This window comes from Gammaproteobacteria bacterium, from assembly GCA_016195665.1.
GTDB lineage: Bacteria > Pseudomonadota > Gammaproteobacteria > SURF-13 > SURF-13 > JACPZD01.
The window spans coordinates 1-19085 of the sequence record JACPZD010000004.1 but is presented as its reverse complement, the minus strand read 5'-3'; the positions used below and the strand labels follow the sequence as shown (position 1 = coordinate 19085).

The following is a 19085-nucleotide window of genomic DNA, read 5'->3' as shown; positions in this document are numbered from 1 at the left end:
GCACAATACTGCGCAGTTACAGCCCCTGACGCTTATTCACTACAGCGAGGTTTAATTACATGAAGATCAGATATCTTTCCAGAGTAGCCGCCGTCTTGGCCCTTGCCTTGACGACCCAGATCAGCGGTGCAGGTGTATTAACCCTCAGTGGTGGTATTAACAGTGGCGGTACTATCACGGGTGTGAGCATCGACTCCGCGGGAAATGTCACGGTCACCGGAACGCCTGCTGGCGGTACTGGCGGTACTGGCGGTTCCGGCGGCCTCCTCCTCGGCGTTCCAGTTTGTAGCTTAGGTGCGTCTGCAACGGCTATTTCGCCGACACAGACCTCCACCTTGACGGCGAACTGCACGAACAGCCCGGCCAGTTATGCTTGGACGGGCGGGCCGCCAACTGCCTCAGGTTCCTCAGCGACACTCGCCTTTCCCAGTGTGGGCAGCTTTACCTACACAGTGACGGGGACTAATGGCTCAGGCGCCGGAGCTGCTTCAAACTCAGTGACGGTTAATGTCACGTCGTCGACGCCACCGCCAGGTAATTGTCCTGCCGTTCCTGCTGGGTTAAGGGTCACTAATTACACTGTGGCATGGACACCCCAAGGCACGACAGGCAAGAAGTTGTACCCTATTCAGCAAAATGAGATTGCTGCCCTCAAGTTCACGGCGGATGGTCCGAACCCATCCCGTTCCGGACAACTAAGCTGGGTACCAAATAATACCGTCAGTTCGAATTCAGTTATCGTCAATATTTCGAAATGTCCGGGTGATTTTAGCCAGACCGGCATACCATTGACCTATCTGTGCCGTGGGGAGGGGGGGTACAGCACGCTGTTCTATACGCAGAACAGCACCTCCGACTACCAGTGCCCGATCGCTACAGGCGACTATTACATCAATATCCGCAGTGGCAACAGAACCAGCGGCTCACCCATAGATCCGTCCTACACCATTACCGACAACTGTCCGGCTGGGGCGACGTGTGGCGTAACAGTCGAATTTAAGTAATACTCGGCCTTAACGGCCCGCTCCGGGGAAGACCCGGAGCGGGTTTTTTTTTGCCTGTGTCTGGTATACTTCCCGGCCTGTGTAGATTCAGAATCGCAAATGGAGTGAGAGAAATGAAACTTAAGAAGGTAATGGGACTTAGCGCCGTGATGCTGGCGCTCAGTGTTGTCGCGGAGGCTAAGGAGCCGGTTAATCCTGTGATAGGCGCGGCCAGCACTATATTTATGCGCAAGGGTCCTGTCGAAGTGACTGAGGCCGATTTCGAGGCGCAGCTTGCAGAATTGAGTGACTCTGCCCGAGGGCAGGTCCAGCACGACAAGAAGGCGATCAAGAAGGTACTGGAAGATCTTTACGTGAGGAAGACCTTGGCGCAAGAGGCGCGCGACGCCAAGCTAGATCAAGATCCCTTGGTGCGTAACAGAATGGCCCTGGTGGTGGACAGGTTTCTCGCGCAGGAGAGGCTGGATGCGGTGGTCAAGGAAGCGCCGCGGCCGGATTTTGAGGCCTTGGCGAAGGAAAAATATATCGCTCACCCCGAGCAGTTTGAGACGCCGGAATCAGTTCGGGTTTCCCATATCCTTATTACAATAAAAGGGCGTACTAAAGAAGACGCTCAGAAATTGGCGGACAAGGTACGCGCCGAGGTGTTGGAGGGCAAGCAGTCGTTTGCCGAGCTGGTCAAGAAATACTCGGAAGACGCTTCCGCAGGGACCAATCAAGGCGACTTGGGGTTCTTTGGCCCCGGGATGATGGTCAAGGATTTTGAACAGGCCGCCTATGCGCTTAAGAAGAAGGGGGATATCAGTCCAGTGGTAAAGACGGACTTTGGTTTTCATATTATTCGTCTTGAAGACCGTGTCCCTGGTCACAAGAGCACATTTGATGAGATCAAGGCGGGGATGATAAGTGAGGCAGAGCAAAAGTATTTCTCCGAGGTGCGCGGCCGCTATATGGTCAAGACGAATTCAGCCGATGGCGTTTATGTGAATCTTGAGGCGATTGATAAGCTATATAAGCCTATTTCAGATATTCCCCTGGCCTTACCCCTTAAAGGGGCGCCCGCTGAGATTGGGGCGAAGGCGAAATAAATGTATAGGAGTTGTTGCCTTCATTATGTCATGCCCTAGATACATGAAGTGATCGTAATCAGTTATGCATCAAAGTTCACTCGACAAGATGCTCACCTTCAGGAATGAGTATTTAGGTGGATGGCAAGAGGAGCAACTTACCATCTTTGATCTGGGTAGCCAGGACATTAATGGGACATATAAATCCATTTTTAATATGCCGGCATGGCGATATATTGGAGTAGATATGTCCGCGGGAAGTAATGTTGATCTTGTCTTGGCCGATCCATATCGGTGGCGTGAAATCAAATCAGAGTCTGTTGATGTCCTTATTTCAGGGCAGGCATTTGAACATATAGAATATTTTTGGTTGACCATGCTTGAAATTGCCCGTGTGCTGAAGCCAGGTGGCTTGTGTTGTATTATCGCACCAGCAGGAGGACATGAGCACCGGTACCCAGTGGATTGCTGGAGATTTTATCCTGACGGCTTCACGGCCTTGGCGCGGTTTGCGCATCTTGAACTTCTTTCTGTTTCTACCCAATGGGAATCTAAAAATTACCTGGACGGGAGCGACGAATGGAAGGATACGATGTTTGTAGGCAGAAAGCCGAAGCTTGGTGGTTTCATGAAAGCAAAGGATTACACAAGGCGAATCCTATCTGCCTGCCTTTCGAGACTGGTTTGATTGAGGGTGAAACTATTGATTGCTGCTTACCTCCACAGGCAGCCTTATCAAACCCAGTACAGGCCGTAGGGTGGTGATCTGCAAGATAGCGGCATTGTGCACCCAATGCAGCATCTTGTGCGAACTCTGAGCGCCGTCACCGATGGCGCAAGAGAGAGAGTAACTCCCCGCGGCGATTTCCGGCAGTTTGATCTTAAACCGGACTGTACAAGTCTCTCCAGCCGATAACGCCCTAAGCCGTGCCTGTTCAAAATCGGTGTTGGTCGCACTGATTTCACTGCCTTTGATGTTCATCAAGGATAAACCAATGATGGGATGGGCGATGTCTGTATTGCTCCGTGCGGTTACATGAACATAAAGGGTTTGGCCGCAGGATGCCTCGTTCACGGTGTCGTGGTTCTCGTTATAAATGGCAATCCCGGTGATTTCTGCGCCTCGCGTGCCGAATGACTCGTGTTTTTCAAGGTTCAAGTTAAACAGATTTTCGAGCGGCGCGGTTGTAGCCAGTGGTATGTCTTTCGACATTTTTTTGGTGGGTTGTTGTGTCCGGTTGATTTCTTCAAGCATTTTGGCCAGATAGTGACCGGTCACTGTCTTGGGATCGCCTCTTTCTTTGATTTGGCCGTGCTCCAGCCAAATGACTTCCTGGCAGAGAGAAGTTACCGCGGCAATATCATGAGATACGAAGATCACGGTGCCTTGACGCATGAATTCGCGCATGCGTGTCATGCATTTGTGCTGGAAGGCGACATCACCGACAGCCAGGGCTTCATCAACCACCAGGATGTCCGGCTCGACATGCACGGCGGCGGCGAAGGCGAGGCGCACGAACATGCCGCTGGAATAGGTTTTTACGGGCTGGTCTATGAATTGGCCGATCTCGGCAAAGGCTTCAATGGCCGGCAGCTTTTCAACCATCTCGTCTGGGGAATACCCCATCAATGCTCCGTGCAGGATCACGTTTTCCCGCCCGGTGAATTCGGGATTGAAACCGCTGCCCAGCTCCAGCAACGCCGAGACACGGCCATGGACTCGAATCCCGCCCGAGGTGGGTTGTAAAGTGCCGCAGATGATTTGCAGTAGTGTGGATTTGCCGGAGCCGTTTTGGCCGATGATGCCCAGGGTGCGGCCTTTTGGAATGTCAAAGCTTATATCTTCCAATGCAGTGAATGTCCGGTAGTAATTCTTTCTGCCGCGCAACAGGAGTTGCTTCAAACGGTCTAGCGGCCGCTCATACAGTAAATACTTTTTGCTGACCCCATTGGCTGAGATGGCGATTTCAGATGACATCGGCAAAGGCCTTTTCAGTCTTTTTAAACCACCCATAACCGCCCAGTGCGAATAAAGCCGTGAGTAAGGTTCCCCACGCCAACCAGTGCCAATCCGGGGGCATGTTCCATAACAGCACGCGTCGAAAATTCTCGATCATGGAGCTTAAGGGATTGGCCAGCATCCAGGGTCGAAAGGCTTCCGGCAGGGCCGTGACCGGGTAAAAGATCGGGCTCATGAATAAGAGTAACTGGACCACAACGGAGACTAGCTGCTGCAAATCGCGGATAAAGACGCCTAATGAAGCCAATATCCAGGAAAGCCCCAAAGAAAGGAACAGCAGGGGCATAAAGACCAGGGGGAGATAAAAGAGGGTTGTGGATAGTTTCCCCATCAGAAGGATAGTCCCGAGCAGCAAAATACCTACGCTGATGAGGGAGTGTATCAATGACGCGCCGAGAACGGAGAGCGGTAGTATTTCGAGTGGGAAGATGACCTTTTTTACATAATTTGGGTTTTCGAGAATCAGGCCGGGGGCGCGTGTCACGTTCTCCGAAAATAACTGATAGGCGATCAGCCCGCAAAATAAGGTGAGCGCAAATTCGACCTTGCTTTCATCAGGGGACACACTCCAGCGCGCCTTGAAGACCACACTGAAGATGAATGTGTAGGCAACCAGCATGAGCAATGGGTAAAGAAATGACCATGCGATACCTAGGTATGAACCCTTGTAACGGCCAATGACTTGGCGCTTGGTCAATTGCCAGATCAGGTGTCTATGCCTCAGCACTTGCGTGACGATTGTCGCGGGATTGAATGGGTTATCTTGCATGCGCTATCAATGTCCCAACAGCCAGGTTTTGACGCGGGTCTGCCAGGGTACCGGTATACGTTTTGCCACGCTGCGCAACAAGGGTGCGCTGCGCAGGACGATGATGAGTTGAAGCAGTTTGCCTTTAGCGGCGCTGGCATGGCTGGGGGTGTGATGGCTTTTGGGGTAGGCAAACTTTTGTAGGCTGATGTCGGTCTCCGGGTGTTCTCTTGTTTCTGTATCAGGAATGGGGGATGAGCTAGCTACCAGGTAGTCACTCTGATAGGAAAAGTCGGCGGTGACGGGTTCGCCGGCTAAAGCTTTGGGGACAGCGCCGGTCAAGAAGTGTTCTGTACGAGCGGTTATAAAAAACTCATTCCATTTTTCGGCGCTCCAGTCCCAGGGGCGTATCCAGCTCCAGGCCCGGCCGGCGAGGCGCTCGGAGAAGGCGCCGAGATTGGGGCATACTGCGGGTAGCCCGGCGCGCAGGCATTCGCTGAGCGTGTAGCTATACGTCTCGGGGACTTGGGCGGGAAACCAGGCGAGATGGGGATTGGCGCGCGCTAACAGATTCGGTAGTTCCTCGTGGGTATAAGGGCCGGTGACGGTCAGGTTGCTGCGCGGTGCGGTGACCAGGCTGCGATAGGCGTAGCCTATGAGATGAAATTCCAGGGGCAATCCGCGCCGCTTCGCATCGAGCGCACAGCTTTCCAGGATATCAGGACCTTTCAGCGGGCTTAATGCTCCCAGTACAACGATTCGTAAAGCTTCGGCGCTGGCTAAAGGGGGTGGCGCGGGGACCGGGTAGTTGTCACTGTCGTCTTCGGGGTGCGGCGATAATACGAACCGTGCGGAGGGGAAATAACGGCTGAGCCTGCGTGCTACGTCAAGACTCGGAGTGAAGACTCTTTCGGCGTGCTCCAGGAGTTCGGCATGTCTGCCGCGCCAGGTGTGAATGCCTACGTTGCCCGGCGCCGGGGCGAATTTTAAACAGCGATTGCAGCCGTCTTCATCGGGCTCTCCGCAGTAACTGTTCCGGAGGTTGGACATGCTGACCTGCGGGCAGGCGGAATAGTAGTCGTGCGCGGTAAAATCATAGGCAACCCCCAGGTCATTGGGCAGCTCAAAGAGGCGAGGGTGGATCGCCAGGGTGTGGTGGAAGTGGATACGCCGTATCTGCAATGCACGTAACACATTGAGCAGCTCGGGATAGTCTTGCTCGATGTCGAAAAAGAGATGGAAGTCTTCGTTTCCACTCAAACAAGAAAGCTCGGTTTGGCCATCCGCACAGGGCCGGAGCAACAGCACCCTCGCCGAACCGGCAAGCAACCGTACCAGTTCCTGAATGTGCTTCTCCGTGCCTCCTGCACGGTCGTGGGTGATGAACAAAAGCAGGGGTGTGGGATCCTGCCGCAAGCGCACCATATCCACCGCAAGCCGCAGGGGACGTGCGGGATCTTGCTGGATGTGAGCGTGCACCTGCATTTCATAGTGTGGATGCAGGCGGCGCATCACGTCCATGGCCTGGGTCTTGCGCGGATTCCCTGAGTCAGTAAAGCTTACCCCGCCGGCATGGTAGACGAAGGTATCCGCGCACAGTACATTGCGCCACCCCTTGTTTGCGGCGCGCAGGCTGAAGTCATTTTCCTCGCCATAGCCTTTGCCGAAATGCTTGGCGTCGAAGAGACCGACATCATCAAGGCTGTCGCGACGTATATACATGCAAAAGCCGACCGCCGTGGGGATGTCCAGACTCTTGCCTCGGTTGATCTTACTGAATAATGTATCGAGCTGTTTCACATCATAGCTGGCCGGTAACGCATTATCTTCACAAATTTTGGGATAGCTGCAGAGGGTGGCATTGTTGGAGAAGGGGGTCACGGTGGCGATATTCCCCTCACTGTAGGCGCAGCGGCGCAGCCGGTCCAGCCAGTCGTTGGCGACCTCGGTGTCGCTATTGAGCAGGACACCATCGCGCTCGGGATTGAGCAGCATGCCGCGGTTGACAGTCCCCACAAAGCCAAGATTTTGTTCATTGTGCAACAGCGTGATGGTGCCTGCCGTTGCAAGTTCTTTAAGATGGTTTACCAGATCAGGCTCAGGGCTCGCATCATTGATGACGATGATTTCATGGGAGGTGGTGGTGGCGGAGGAAAGCACACTGTCAATACACCGTTTGGTTTCTTCCAGCCCACGAAAGACGGGGATGATGATGTCCACGGCCTCGCTGCGCGGTTGGGCGGGTGAACTGCTACGGATATTGGATGTAGGCGTGGCGCCAGGCATTGGTGCTACGGTAGGGGCGAAACGTCGCAGAGATGCTTTGAGTGAGGTCATGAGTCGCACATAGGGGCGGCTGTAACGCCAGATCCTTGAGGCGTGAATTTCGCTAAGCGCCTGACGGATCTGCTCGATCTCGCTGCGCTGTCTGGCATGCTCGCCGGTCAGTTGTTCATGTTGGGCCTCAAGTGCGTGATACTGTGTGGCCAGCGTGTTGAGTTGGGCATTAAGCGAGTTACGCTCTTGTTCAAGATTTTCTTGCGCAGATCTGAGCTGATTTATTATGTTCTCCAGCTCGGCCTTTTCTTCTTTGAAGATATTCAGTTCTGCCCGCATGGCTGTCATACGCTGCAACTGGGCATCAGGATTCAGGATGCGCTGCGCAAGGGCCATGTAATCGGACGACATAGGCCATGAGATCTCTACTCTGAGCGAGCCGCCTTCCCGGAGCTTGGAAAGTTGCCCGGGGGAAACCGGTAGCTCGATGCTGGGGTCTTCGCCTGTGAGGAGAGCAGTTACACCAAATCGCTTCGCCCAACTGTCCGCAAACGCCATTTGCCGGTGACGGCTCTGTTCAAGAGTCGCCCTCTCTCCGTCCCAAGCCCATACAATCTCCCCGTTTTGGCCGACCAGCGACAGGCTATGGATATGCAGAAAACCGGGGCGGTCGGCAGGGTCGAACCGCAGTCCGGTGAGTTCTTCATTCAAAGAGGGAAGTGCAAGCTCGATCAGTTGCCGATCGTTTCCAATCTGCGCGAGTGACGTAAGGCTATTTTCTTCGCGGTAATCGTTATCCCGTGTGTTCCAGTAGAGCTGGCAGGCGAAGTGCAATTCCGGCTGAGGGGTTATCGTAGCGGGTAGATCGGGTAGCTGAGCAATCCAATCGGCAGGCGCCGCCTCAACGATGAACTGGTACGTCAGCGCATCGGGTTGTGCGCGCAGGTACCGGTACAGTTTGGGGGGCAGGGCGTCTATGTGGCGAGCGCGAAACTCGGAGGCGCGGATGTCTATATTTACCGTATCCAGGCTTAATGCGCGCAGACGGTGTTGCCGAAGAAATTCCAGGAGGGATTTGCGCGTGAAAAAGCGCACATGGGTCTCATCCAGCAGACCTTCAGGGCCATAACGAAATTCTCCCGCCAGAAGGTCCGCGATCAAGCCCGCGTGGGCAACATTGGGAATGGAGAGCAGGATGCGGCCATCGGGCTTGAGCAGATCCGGTAATTGATCCACGACATGGCCGGGATTGCGCAGGTGTTCCAGCACGTCGGCGCAGACGATATAGTCGTACTGCTGCCCCGCAAAAATCTTGGTAAGGTCCGCCTGCTCAAGATCGGCCACCTGTAGGTTTCGGTAAAAGGGGGCCGCTGTTTGAGCCTGCGCGGGGTCGTACTCCACTCCGTCCATGGTGCATTGTTTAGCGGTGGAAAGGTATTGGCCGAGGGCGCCCGGGCCGGCGCCCAAATCCAGTACGACGGCATGAGGGGCGATCAGTCGGGCGATCTTGGCCAGCGAGTCCTGGCCATCCGGGTGAAGACGGCGGGTATAGGCATGGGACTCGGGGGGGGCTAAAGGCATGGCCGTAATTATAGGGCTTTATGATGGGTCGTTAATAGGATGTTGAATAACGGGCGCCTCGCAGTCTGGCGATGCCCGTCTGTGACCCCGCCTTCACAAGTGCGCCAGCATTTTTGGCCGTTCGCTCCCGCTACAATCCAAGTTCGCTATGCGAGCCAAGACGCACCAACTGCAAAACCTTGTCATTGGGCTTCTGATAAATCAGCACGAGGTCGGGTTTGATGTGGCAATCGCGGGAATCTTTCCATTCGCCGGTTAATGCGTGGTCGCGGTACCTCTCGGCCAGTGGTACATCACTCCCCGGCACTTTCAAAACCTTGACGAGATCACCCTCAAGCGTCGCGCGATGCTGGCCTTTCAATTCACGTTTGTAGTCCCGCTTGAACTGATTTGTCCGGTCAATCGTCCGCATTCAGGTCTGCCATCAGATCGTCCACGCTCTTAAACGATTTCATCTTGACACCACGGCGCGCGTCCTTTATCGCTTGAATGGTCACATCGTTGGGGATCAGCGGCTCGAAAGGAAGCGCCTTTTCGCGCGCCACGCGGGTCAGCATGATGCGAAAAGCATCGGAAACAGTCAGCCCCATCGCCGCCAGAACAACGGAAGCCTCTTCTTTGATGTGCTCGTCTATGCGCGCACGGACAACAGTATTAGCAGCCATATCTCAAACCTCTTAAAATGAGCCACAATGTAGCCCAATTTTCATCTATTGTCAACTGCACAAGGGAGAAGCACAAGGGAGAAGCAGCAACCTGTCTACCCACATTCTTGTGGAAGAGAGCACCGAGTCATAAAAAATTCATAAAAACCTCTTGACAAACTGCCCCCCCCCCCCTCTGTAATTTAGTCAACCACTAAATCTAAATTGGGGGATCCCATGGCTGCTCGTTATGGCGCCCGGCCCGGATTTTTTATTGGGCTGGTTTTGTTGCTGTGTTCTTCAGTAGCCTGGTCGGCCACAGCGCCGGTGGGGACGACGGCGGGGGTATTCAAGGTAGACGAAGCGGGCGCCGCCACGTATAGCGTGCCCATCGTGGTTCCTCCGGGTACGGCGGGTGTCGAACCAAAACTCAGCCTGGGTTACAACAGCCACCTCGGCAACAGCATCGCCGGGATGGGCTGGTTATTGAACGGGCTCTCGGCCATCCATCGCTGTCCCACCACGATCGCCCAAGACGGGGTGAGCGGCGACGCCAATGCCCGTTATTGTTTAGACGGTCAGCGGCTCATCGCCATCAGCGGCGCCTATGGGGCGAATGGCACGGAATACCGCACCGAGCGCGAGAGCTTCACCCGTGTTATTTCCTACGGCGACCAAGGCGATGCTCCCCTGTACTTCAAGGCCTGGACCAAATCCGGCCAGATCCTGGAATACGGCGTCACCGATGACGCGCGGATAGAGCGGAGCGTGAGCACGACCGTTGCCGCCCAGATCTGGGCGCTCAATAAAATATCCGATCGCCTCGGTAACTACTTCACCGCCACCTACACCGACGACGGCCTCAATGGCCAGTATTATCCCACCCAGATTACCTATACCGGCAACGCTACTACCGGTTTAGCGCCGCAACAGTCGGTGCGCTTTGTCTATGCGACGCGGCCTGATATCGTGCCCATGTACGATAACGGCTCGCGGCCCTCTCAACAAACGGTAAGGCTGACCAACATCCAAACCTACGCGGGCGCGACCCTGGTGCGCGACTACCGGCTCGCCTACGATCAGGGCGCGGCCACAGGACGCAGCCGCCTGACCAGCCTCACCGGATGCGCCGGTGACGGCGTGTGTCTGCCCGCCACCCGCTTCGGCTGGCTAGACAGCCCGCCTGGCCAATGGACCACCCGCGCCAACGATCCCTGGCCGGGTTCGCCTAACGCCGGTTGGGAGCCCGCCGATGTCAACGGCGACGGCCGGATGGATTTGGTCAGCACCGCCTATTTGAATCCGGGTCTGCGGGTAAACACCCTGATCTCTAATGGCGACGGCACGTGGACCCCCAAGACGCAAGACGTCTATCCGGACTTTACGGCGAACCTATACACCTGCAAGCCCATGGACGTGAACGGCGATGGCAGGGCGGATGTGGTGTGTGTCAAGACAACGAACGTGGGTTATGGCGCCCCGGACAATGAAATCTACACCTTGATTGCCAACAGCGATGGCACATGGACGCCCAAGCCCAAAGCGGTCTGGGTGGGCAATAATTATGACCTTGACTGGAAGGCCGGCGATGCAAACGGCGACGGCAAGATGGACATGATCCGCGTCACGCCCGTGAGTGGTGTCTACAAGCTTTATCAGATGACCGTCAACACGATGTTATCGAACGGCGACGGTACCTGGACGCTCCAGAACTATATGACACCTCCGGCAACCGGCCTCGGTTTAATCAGTGATATTTCCAATATGGAGGCGGCCGATATCAACGGCGATGGCAAGATTGATCTGATTTGGCAGTTTTTTGATGGGAACTATACTTACGCTACCCGATACCATTGGGTGTTTACTTTATTTTCTAAGGGTGATGGCACATGGGCCATGGCCTATACCCCTACCGGGGCCAGCAGCTATAACGGCAACTACTACAGCATCCCGGACTTTTTTGCCAAGTGGAAGCCGGGTGATGTCAACGGCGACGGCAAGACCGATTTGGTTTATCTGACTCAGAACACCCCCACCACGCTGTTCACCCAGACCCTGCTTTCGCAAGGCAATGGCTACTGGCAGTACAACGCACAAATGATCCCCAGCAATGTGGTGAATTCCTTCTTCCCGGGGAATTTCAAGTTAGAAGACGTCAACGGCGACGGCAAGGCCGATTTGATCCGCGCCGATTACACCAATTCGTTGAAAGAAGACACCCGCATGGACAGTTGGCTATCGAACGGCGACGGCGTCTGGAAGGGCTATGCCTCGGTTACGCTCGGCTTGGTAATGGATCTTGACTCCTATTGGAGTTGGGTCTGGAAGATGGCGGATATCAATGGTGACGGCAAGGCGGATTTCTTGGGGGTTAAGTACCTCAATCCGGGCATCCGTATCACCTCGATCTTCAATGCCGGCCCTATGCCCGACCTGCTCTCGAGCGTCACCAACGGCCTCGGCGCCCGCACCGCTATCACCCACAAACCCCTGAGCGACCCCTTGGTTTACAGCAAGGAAAACACCGCGGTTTATCCCGTGCAAGATTTTCAGGGGGCGTACTATGTCGTCGCCTCGGTCGCCGTCAGTAACGGGGTCGGCTCGGACAACCTGGCCAGCTATTACTACCAAGGGGCAAAAATCCACCTGCAGGGCCGTGGTTTCCTGGACTTCGGCTCCATCATCAGCAAAGACGACACCGCCGGCCTCTGGACCACCACTTACTACAAGCAAGATCATCCCTACATAGGTCTGCCTTACAGCAGTGTGCGCACCTTGGCCGGCGGGACGACCATCCTCAGCCGGACGGACACCACCTGGTCGGCGCAAACCCTTACGGGGACTACCGTGCAATACCCGTTTGCCTCGCGCACGGTTGAACAGCGCCATGACCTTGCTGCTGCGGGCCAGGGCGCGTTACTCGCCACCACCACCACCGACAGCCAGTACGACAGCTACGGCAATCCCACCACGTCCACCACCACGACGAGCGAGGCGGCGGGCAACTTCGTCAAGACCTCGGTCAATACCTACACGGATAATCCAACCGCCTGGTTGTTGGGCAGGGTAACGCGCAGCCAGATTACCAGCACGCTGCCTAGCGGCGCCACGGCCACGCGCACCTCAGCGTTTGCCTATCAAGCAAACAGCAATTTGCTGACCAGTGAAGTCATCGAACCCGACTCGGCAACCTTGCGCCTCACTACCGACTACGGCTACGACGCCTTTGGCAACCGGATATCCACCACAGTGAGCGGCCCCAATATCGTGAGCCGCACCAGCACCATGAGCTACAGCGCCGACGGCCGGTTTGCGCTGAGCGCCAGCAATGCCTTAGGCCACACCGAGGCGCGCGCTTACGATGGCCGCTTCGGCGTGATGACCTCGCTCACCGGCCCGAATAGTCTCACCACGGCCTGGCAGTACGACGGTTTCGGCCGCAGGATATTAGAGACCCGCGCCGACGGCACTCAGACTACGACCAGTTACAGCGCCTGCAACACCACCTGTCCCGCGCTCGCGGCGTATTTTGTCACTACTCAGAGCACCGGCAATCCTGCCGCCATTTCCTATGTGGACAAACTGGGCCGCGAGATACGCAGCCAAGGCCAGGGCTTCGACGGCCGTGCCGTTTACCGGGACACCCAATTTGATGCCTTAGGGCGTACCCAACAAACCTCGCGCCCCTATTTTGCGGGCGCCGCGATCCTCTGGACCCGCTACACCTATGACATCCTCGGCCGTCCATTGACCGAGACCGCCCCCGACGGTAGCGTCACCCGCACCGCCTATCAGGGCTACACCCTCACCCTTACCAACGCCCTGAACCAGATCTCCAGGCGCATCACCAACAGCCAGGGCCAGCTTATCCAGAGCCTGGACGCCCTCAACGGCTCCAACACCTTTGCCTACGACCCCTTTGGCAACGTCACCCGCACCACCGGCCCCATGGGTCATGCCATCGTCATGAGCTACGACCTGCGCGGCCGCAAGACCGCCATGACCGATCCCGACATGGGCAGTTGGACCTACACCTACAACACACTCGGCGAACTCACTACCCAGACCGACGCCAAAGGCCAAGTCGTCATCATGGGCTACGACAAACTCGGCCGCCTGCTCAACCGCACCGAACCCGAAGGCATCGGCGCCTGGAGCTACGACAGCGCCGTCAAGGGCATCGGCAAACTGGCCAGCGTCAGCGGCCCCAACGGCTATCAACGGGTGCACACCTACGACAGCCTCGGCCGCCCCAGCCGGGTCGCCACCACCATCGAAGGCGTCGCCTACACCTTGGACAGCGCCTACGACAGCCTCGGCCGGCTCGCCGCCACCACCTATCCCACCGGCTTCGCCGTCAAGAACCTCTACAACGCCTACGGCTACTTAAGCGAAGTCCGCAACAGCGCCAGCAACGCCCTCTACTGGCAGGCCAATGCAGAAGACGCCGAAGGCAAACTCACCCAACAAACCCTCGGCAACGGCCTCAGCACCGTCAACAGCTATGACACCTTGGGCCGCGTCACCGCCATCAGCACCGGGGTAGGGGCGGGCAGCGCCGTCCAATACCTCAACTACCGCTATGACGCGATTGGCAACCTCCTAGAGCGCAAAGACGCCAACCAGAATTTAACCGAAACCTTTACCTACGACGGCCTCAACCGGTTAACCTCCTCCAGCATCACGGGTGTCGGCACCAACACCTACCAATACGACAGCATCGGCAACCTCACCTACAAATCCGACGTCGGTTATTACACCTACGGCGCTCAGGGAACCAACATCGCCGGCCCCCACGCCGTCACCCGCACCACCCTGGGCCAAATCGCCACCGACTACACCTATGACGCCAACGGCAACCAGACCAGCGGAGGAGGGCGCAGCATCAGCTACACCTCCTTCAACGTCCCCCGCCAGATCACCTACAGAGAGGCCAGCGTCAGCTTCAGCTACGACCCCGAGCACAGCCGGGTCAAACAAGTAAGCCGTCCCTACATAGACGGCCCCGCCAGCACCACGATCTACCTCAACCCCCGTTGGGATATCGGCGTCCACTACGAAAAGGTCACCAAGGGAACCGTCACCGAGCACAAACACTACATCGCCGCCGGCAAGGAACAGATCGCCGTCCACATCCAAAAGACCGACACCGCGGCCACCCCTGCCGTCACCACCCAAAAGGTCTACTACTTCCACACCGACCCCCTGGGCTCGATAGACACCCTCACCGATGAGGCCGGCAAGGTCACCGAACGTTTGAGCTACGACCCCTGGGGCAAGCGCAGAAACCCCAGCGGCCAGAGCGACCCCTGGGGCCAACTCACCAGCCAGATCACCCGGCACGGCTACACCGGCCACGAAATGCTCGACAGCGTCGGCCTCATCCACATGAACGGCCGGGTCTACGACCCCCGGCTGGCGAGATTCCTCAGCGCCGACCCCCACATCCAAGACCCTGGAAACAGCCAAAGCCTCAACCGCTACAGCTATGTCAACAACAACCCGTTAAGCTATACTGACCCCTCGGGCTACTTCCTCAAGAAGCTCTTTAAAAAGCTCAAGAAGTTTATCAAGCCGATCATCGCCATCGTGGTGGCGGTGGTATTGCCGCCCTTGCTCCCGGCCGCCTTGGGCACCGTGGGCATTGGAGCTGTCACCGGCGCCGTCGCGGGGGCCATCGTTGGCGGGGCTAAAGGAGCGCTAATAGGAGCCATCACCGGCGGTATCAGTGGCGCTATCGGCAGTACCTTCCCGACCCCCGGCTCAGTGGAGAACGTAGTCGCCCACGGCGTCCTCAATGGCGCGGTCAGTGCATCGCAAGGCGGCAGCTTCCTCAGCGGCTTCCTCAGCGGCGCCGCCCCCACCGCGCTGCTGCCGCAAGTCCCGAACCTGGGCGGCAATGATCTGAGCGGCACGGTGTTGCGCACCGTGGTGGCGGGCGGTATCGGGGCGGGCGCCGCGGCCCTGACGGGGGGTGATCCGGGCTTGGCGTTCTTTACAGCGGGAGTTTCGTGGGCGACGAATGCGGAGGCGCATCAGCCGCAGTCACTACCAAGTGAAGGTGCCTTTACCGGCGAGCAAATACAAGTCGCAGAGGTGCGTAATCCCAACAATTACCCAATCTCACCTCAAGTCCAGCAAGGTCTGCAGAACTTCAACAATTACATTGGACAAGATTACGATGTAGTTATCACGGGTGGTAACAGATCCGCTAGCTCCAATTTGGGTGCTGGATCACAGAGTCAGCATGTACTGGGTAACGCAGCTGATATATATGTGCCAGGTCAGTCGAATTTACAAACCGCAAACCAAGCATTAAGTAGCGGATTATTTAGCGGGATAGGTTGGTACGAAGAAGGATACCGTGGACCAAATGGAGAAGGTCCCCATGTGCATGTGGATATGCGGCCGGGAAGAACGCCACAAAATCCAGCGCAGTGGGGATATGATCGGAATGGTAACTATGGGTCCATCCCTCCCTAACAATCTTCCGAGTTCTTCGCTCTGCAAATAAAAGGAGCTGTGCTCAATGACTCACTCAACTTCCAAGGCTAGTTTATGCGCGGTGCTAGCTATTTTTTTTAGCGCTCACGCCTCGGCTTCTTGTGTGTTTGATGAATACGAAATTACGCGATTATTACTTGTGTCAGGAATGGCCGATGTGAACCAATGCCAAAAGGAAATTACAAAGCCACAAATGATCAATGCGCTACGAGTAGTAGATGCATATTGGGCTCGCGGGACTACGAATCAGGAAAGGTATGCGATGCTCTCAAAGCAATACAAAGACACTATCGGTAGGGTTTACAATATAAAAAAACCAGAACAATATTCAATTCCACTATCAGAGGCTGAGCGTGTGTGGCAGGGCTATAAAGTTAATTATGTAAATGTCTTCTTACCTGACAGCATAGAAATATCCCTGCAAGTAAGATGGGAGCAAGAAGGTTATCGAGGAACGATGACATATATATTGGCTTTGGTGTTAGAGGAAGGACAGTGGTCTATTGCTAATGTTCACTTCTAGCGAAACGTAGGAAACATAGCGAAACATAGGGTCAAAACCACGCAAAACCACGAAAACCACGGGGTCAGGCCTTACAATGCATAAGTTCACAAAAACACAGGGTCCAAAAACACAGCACAACCATGGGGTCAGGCCTTACAATTGACATCCCTGTCATTACGTTTTATCCTGTGCCGGACGTAATATGACAGGAGGCACAACCATGCACAACCATGGGGTCAGGCCTTACAATTGACATCCCTGTCATTACGTTTTATCCTGTGCCGGACGTAATATGACAGGAGGCAGAGATGGCGCGGCCTTTGCGGATTGAATTTGCAGGTGCGCTTTACCATGTAACCGCACGCGGCAATGCTCAAGCTGATATTTACGCTGACGACAGCGATCGTCAGCAGTTTTTATCTTTGCTACAAAATACGGTAGAGCGGTATGACTGGTATTGCCATGCCTATTGCCTGATGGACAATCACTACCACTTGCTGATCGAAACCCATGCGCCTACCCTCTCCAAGGGCATGAAATTTCTCAATGGCACCTACACCCAATACTACAATCGGCAGCATCAGCGCGTAGGCCACGTATTTCAAGGCCGCTTCAAAGCCATCCTGGTGCAAAAAGACACCTACCTTCTTGAATTGGCGCGTTATGTGGCCTTGAACCCGGTCAGGGCGCGCATGGTGCGGAGCGCCAGAGATTGGCCATGGAGCAGCTATCGTGCAACGGCTGGTCATGAAGAAAGTCCAGCTTGCCTAACAACGGATTGGGTGCTGGGTGGATTTGCGAAAACTAAAAATGTCGCACAACAACACTATCGCGACTTTGTTCAGCAAGGAAAAGGGCAGCCTTCACCCTGGCAAAAATTGAAGAATCAGATATATTTGGGCGATGATGAATTTGTTGACGACATGCAAAGTAAACTAAATCCAGAGCAATCTCTAAAGGATATTCCCAAGAAACAAAAGCAATCCCCGGTAAAGCCGTTATCCTATTTTGCAGAACGCTATAAGGAACGCGATGAAAGCATGGCTCAGGCCTATTTTAGTGGGCACTATACCCTTGAGCAGGTAGGTGAACATTTTGGGGTTAGTTACGCGACAGTGAGCAGGGTGGTAAAACGGGTAGAAGGAAGGGGTTGAGTGGTTTGAGATTGGAGTGGGCATGTCAAATAAGGCCTGACCCTACTATTGGAGTGGGCATGTCAAATGTAAGGCCTGACCCTACTATTTTTCTCTAGGCATGTCAAATGTAAGGCCTGACCCTACTATTTGCCTATTCTTGACCCTACTATTTGCTACTATTTGCTATTCCTACTACTATTCCTAGGTATTGCACTTGACATTGAGCTTGGGGGTCCTAGCTACTGCTGTATAGCATGGAGAAACATCCCAATCAGTACTGATATAAGGATTCATTCACCAACCTAAAATTAGGAGGATGTTATGAAAAGCAAATTTATCTTAGTTGTGTTTCAGAATCTTTATACGCATATGGCTTGTGGGATGAAGGCCTTGTCAATGGCCGGTGGCGAACGGATTACAACGCAACTAATGAAGGTACAGTTTACAACACCCTTACAACTGGCACATGCTTGTATCCTAATATAGATGATAAAACAGCATGGGGTGCAGGGGCCGCTTTCTACTCCAATCAGAATCCTTGTAACTCACCGCCTGCTTCGTTTCCGTATTCAAATTCTACAAGTTCAGCAAGCCCGCCACCTCAAGACAATTTTTGGGTGGTATCCGCGAATAATGAGCGGGCCTATTCCGTGGACTCATGTAACAGCGGGCCGCCTAGTCAAAACAAACCTGTTGTATATCCAGGCAATGGAGTATTCGGATTTACTATCGGGAACAGCTATGCCGGGGATACATTTAAGCGTGCCAGCCTAGTGCTTAATACTGTTCAATTTCCCAACTGCAACAAAACTCCATTTTTATCTTTCGGAGCTAAGCTAAATCGTGGAAACGGTGGTAATGTTCCCGCCTATCTTCGCTACTGGGTGTCTCCACAAAATATAACCTTCACCGCCAAGATCTGGGACATATCACCATATTCCAGCAATGCTAATTCCGCATTCTTTGTGGCAACCTCATATTGGGCCAGTAAACCTCGAATGCTGATACTATATCTGCTTGAAAGAAACCCCGATGGTGGTCTGCCTGGAGGGCAGATTAACAACCACTGGAACTGGAATATAAGAGAATCGTTCTGGTACCCCGGTGCGGACATCCTCCATATTACCGTCAATGAATTAAACAGACGATGTGGAACAAATCTCACCCAGTTACCGCCGACAAAGTATGCTGAAGCTACCTACAACGTGAATCTGAGATCTACATTTGAGTGCTTAGGTTTGGCCAGCCGTAATAACCTCTAGAGTGACCCGTTGCCCAACGGAGGTATAATTGCAATAGATGGTGTTCATTGGGGTATTGAGCAAAGCTTTGAGCCTAATTGGACTTGGGTATCATTCCATGGCATGAGAATGTACTAAAGGTTCTCGTTTATATTTATGGGCACTTTCATTTTCTAGAGCACACGAGAATGAGGGACAGGTTGAGTCGTAAGCTTCCCAAGCGGACGGTAGATAAGCTGCCAATTGGACGGTCTGAAGACTTCCAATTGGACGATAGTCAGGGTTGCAATGGGACGCTATGGGAACCGATCCGCTGTATCCGCGCTATCTGTTGCCCCGCCTGCGGGAAGCCTTGGCG

The 19085-nt window shown here is 54.7% G+C and carries 12 protein-coding genes; 7 read left to right on the top strand and 5 right to left on the bottom strand.

The annotated features are described in order from the left end of the window. Window positions 1–59: 59 nt before the first annotated feature. From HY028_02245 to HY028_02235, 3 genes are all read left to right on the top strand, one after another. Window positions 60–1004, top strand: a complete 945-nt coding sequence (locus HY028_02245; GenBank protein MBI3343684.1) for a PKD domain-containing protein — start codon at window positions 60–62, stop codon at window positions 1002–1004. Between the two features lie 113 nt (window positions 1005–1117). Then, window positions 1118–2092: a peptidylprolyl isomerase gene (locus HY028_02240; GenBank protein MBI3343683.1), complete on the top strand. Its 975-nt coding sequence runs from the start codon at window positions 1118–1120 to the stop codon at window positions 2090–2092. A gap of 64 nt (window positions 2093–2156) precedes the next feature. Continuing rightward, complete coding sequence (locus HY028_02235) at window positions 2157–2759, top strand: methyltransferase domain-containing protein (GenBank protein MBI3343682.1); 603 nt, start codon at window positions 2157–2159, stop codon at window positions 2757–2759. A 12-nt stretch (window positions 2760–2771) separates the two neighbouring features. On the opposite strand, the gene HY028_02230 is transcribed toward HY028_02235, so the two are convergent. From HY028_02230 to HY028_02210, 5 genes are all read right to left on the bottom strand, one after another. After that, window positions 2772–4049 carry an ABC transporter ATP-binding protein gene (locus HY028_02230; protein MBI3343681.1) on the bottom strand — a complete coding sequence of 426 codons (1278 nt, stop codon included), beginning with the start codon at window positions 4047–4049 and terminating at the stop codon, window positions 2772–2774. Continuing rightward, window positions 4039–4860, bottom strand: coding sequence for an ABC transporter permease (locus tag HY028_02225; protein ID MBI3343680.1), 822 nt, complete (start codon window positions 4858–4860; stop codon window positions 4039–4041). The genes HY028_02230 and HY028_02225 overlap by 11 nt, the downstream gene beginning before the upstream one ends. Window positions 4861–4866: 6 nt before the next feature. After that, a complete protein-coding gene (locus tag HY028_02220) occupies window positions 4867–8697 on the bottom strand; it encodes a methyltransferase domain-containing protein (GenBank protein MBI3343679.1) in 3831 nt (1276 codons plus the stop codon). A gap of 130 nt (window positions 8698–8827) precedes the next feature. Continuing rightward, window positions 8828–9109 carry a type II toxin-antitoxin system YafQ family toxin gene (locus tag HY028_02215; GenBank protein ID MBI3343678.1) on the bottom strand — a complete coding sequence of 94 codons (282 nt, stop codon included), beginning with the start codon at window positions 9107–9109 and terminating at the stop codon, window positions 8828–8830. Next, window positions 9096–9362, bottom strand: coding sequence for a type II toxin-antitoxin system RelB/DinJ family antitoxin (locus HY028_02210; protein ID MBI3343677.1), 267 nt, complete (start codon window positions 9360–9362; stop codon window positions 9096–9098). The genes HY028_02215 and HY028_02210 overlap by 14 nt, the downstream gene beginning before the upstream one ends. 216 nt (window positions 9363–9578) lie before the next feature. On the opposite strand from HY028_02210, the gene HY028_02205 reads away from it, so the two are divergent. From HY028_02205 to HY028_02190, 4 genes are all read left to right on the top strand, one after another. Continuing rightward, the gene (locus HY028_02205; protein MBI3343676.1) at window positions 9579–15824 is read left to right on the top strand and encodes a VCBS repeat-containing protein; all 6246 of its coding nucleotides are present in this window, start codon (window positions 9579–9581) and stop codon (window positions 15822–15824) included. Between the two features lie 46 nt (window positions 15825–15870). Then, a complete protein-coding gene (locus HY028_02200) occupies window positions 15871–16368 on the top strand; it encodes a hypothetical protein (protein ID MBI3343675.1) in 498 nt (165 codons plus the stop codon). A gap of 290 nt (window positions 16369–16658) precedes the next feature. Further along, complete coding sequence (locus tag HY028_02195) at window positions 16659–17504, top strand: transposase (protein MBI3343674.1); 846 nt, start codon at window positions 16659–16661, stop codon at window positions 17502–17504. Window positions 17505–17860: 356 nt separating this feature from the next. Next, window positions 17861–18748: a hypothetical protein gene (locus tag HY028_02190; protein MBI3343673.1), complete on the top strand. Its 888-nt coding sequence runs from the start codon at window positions 17861–17863 to the stop codon at window positions 18746–18748. The last annotated feature ends 337 nt before the right edge of the window (window positions 18749–19085 follow it).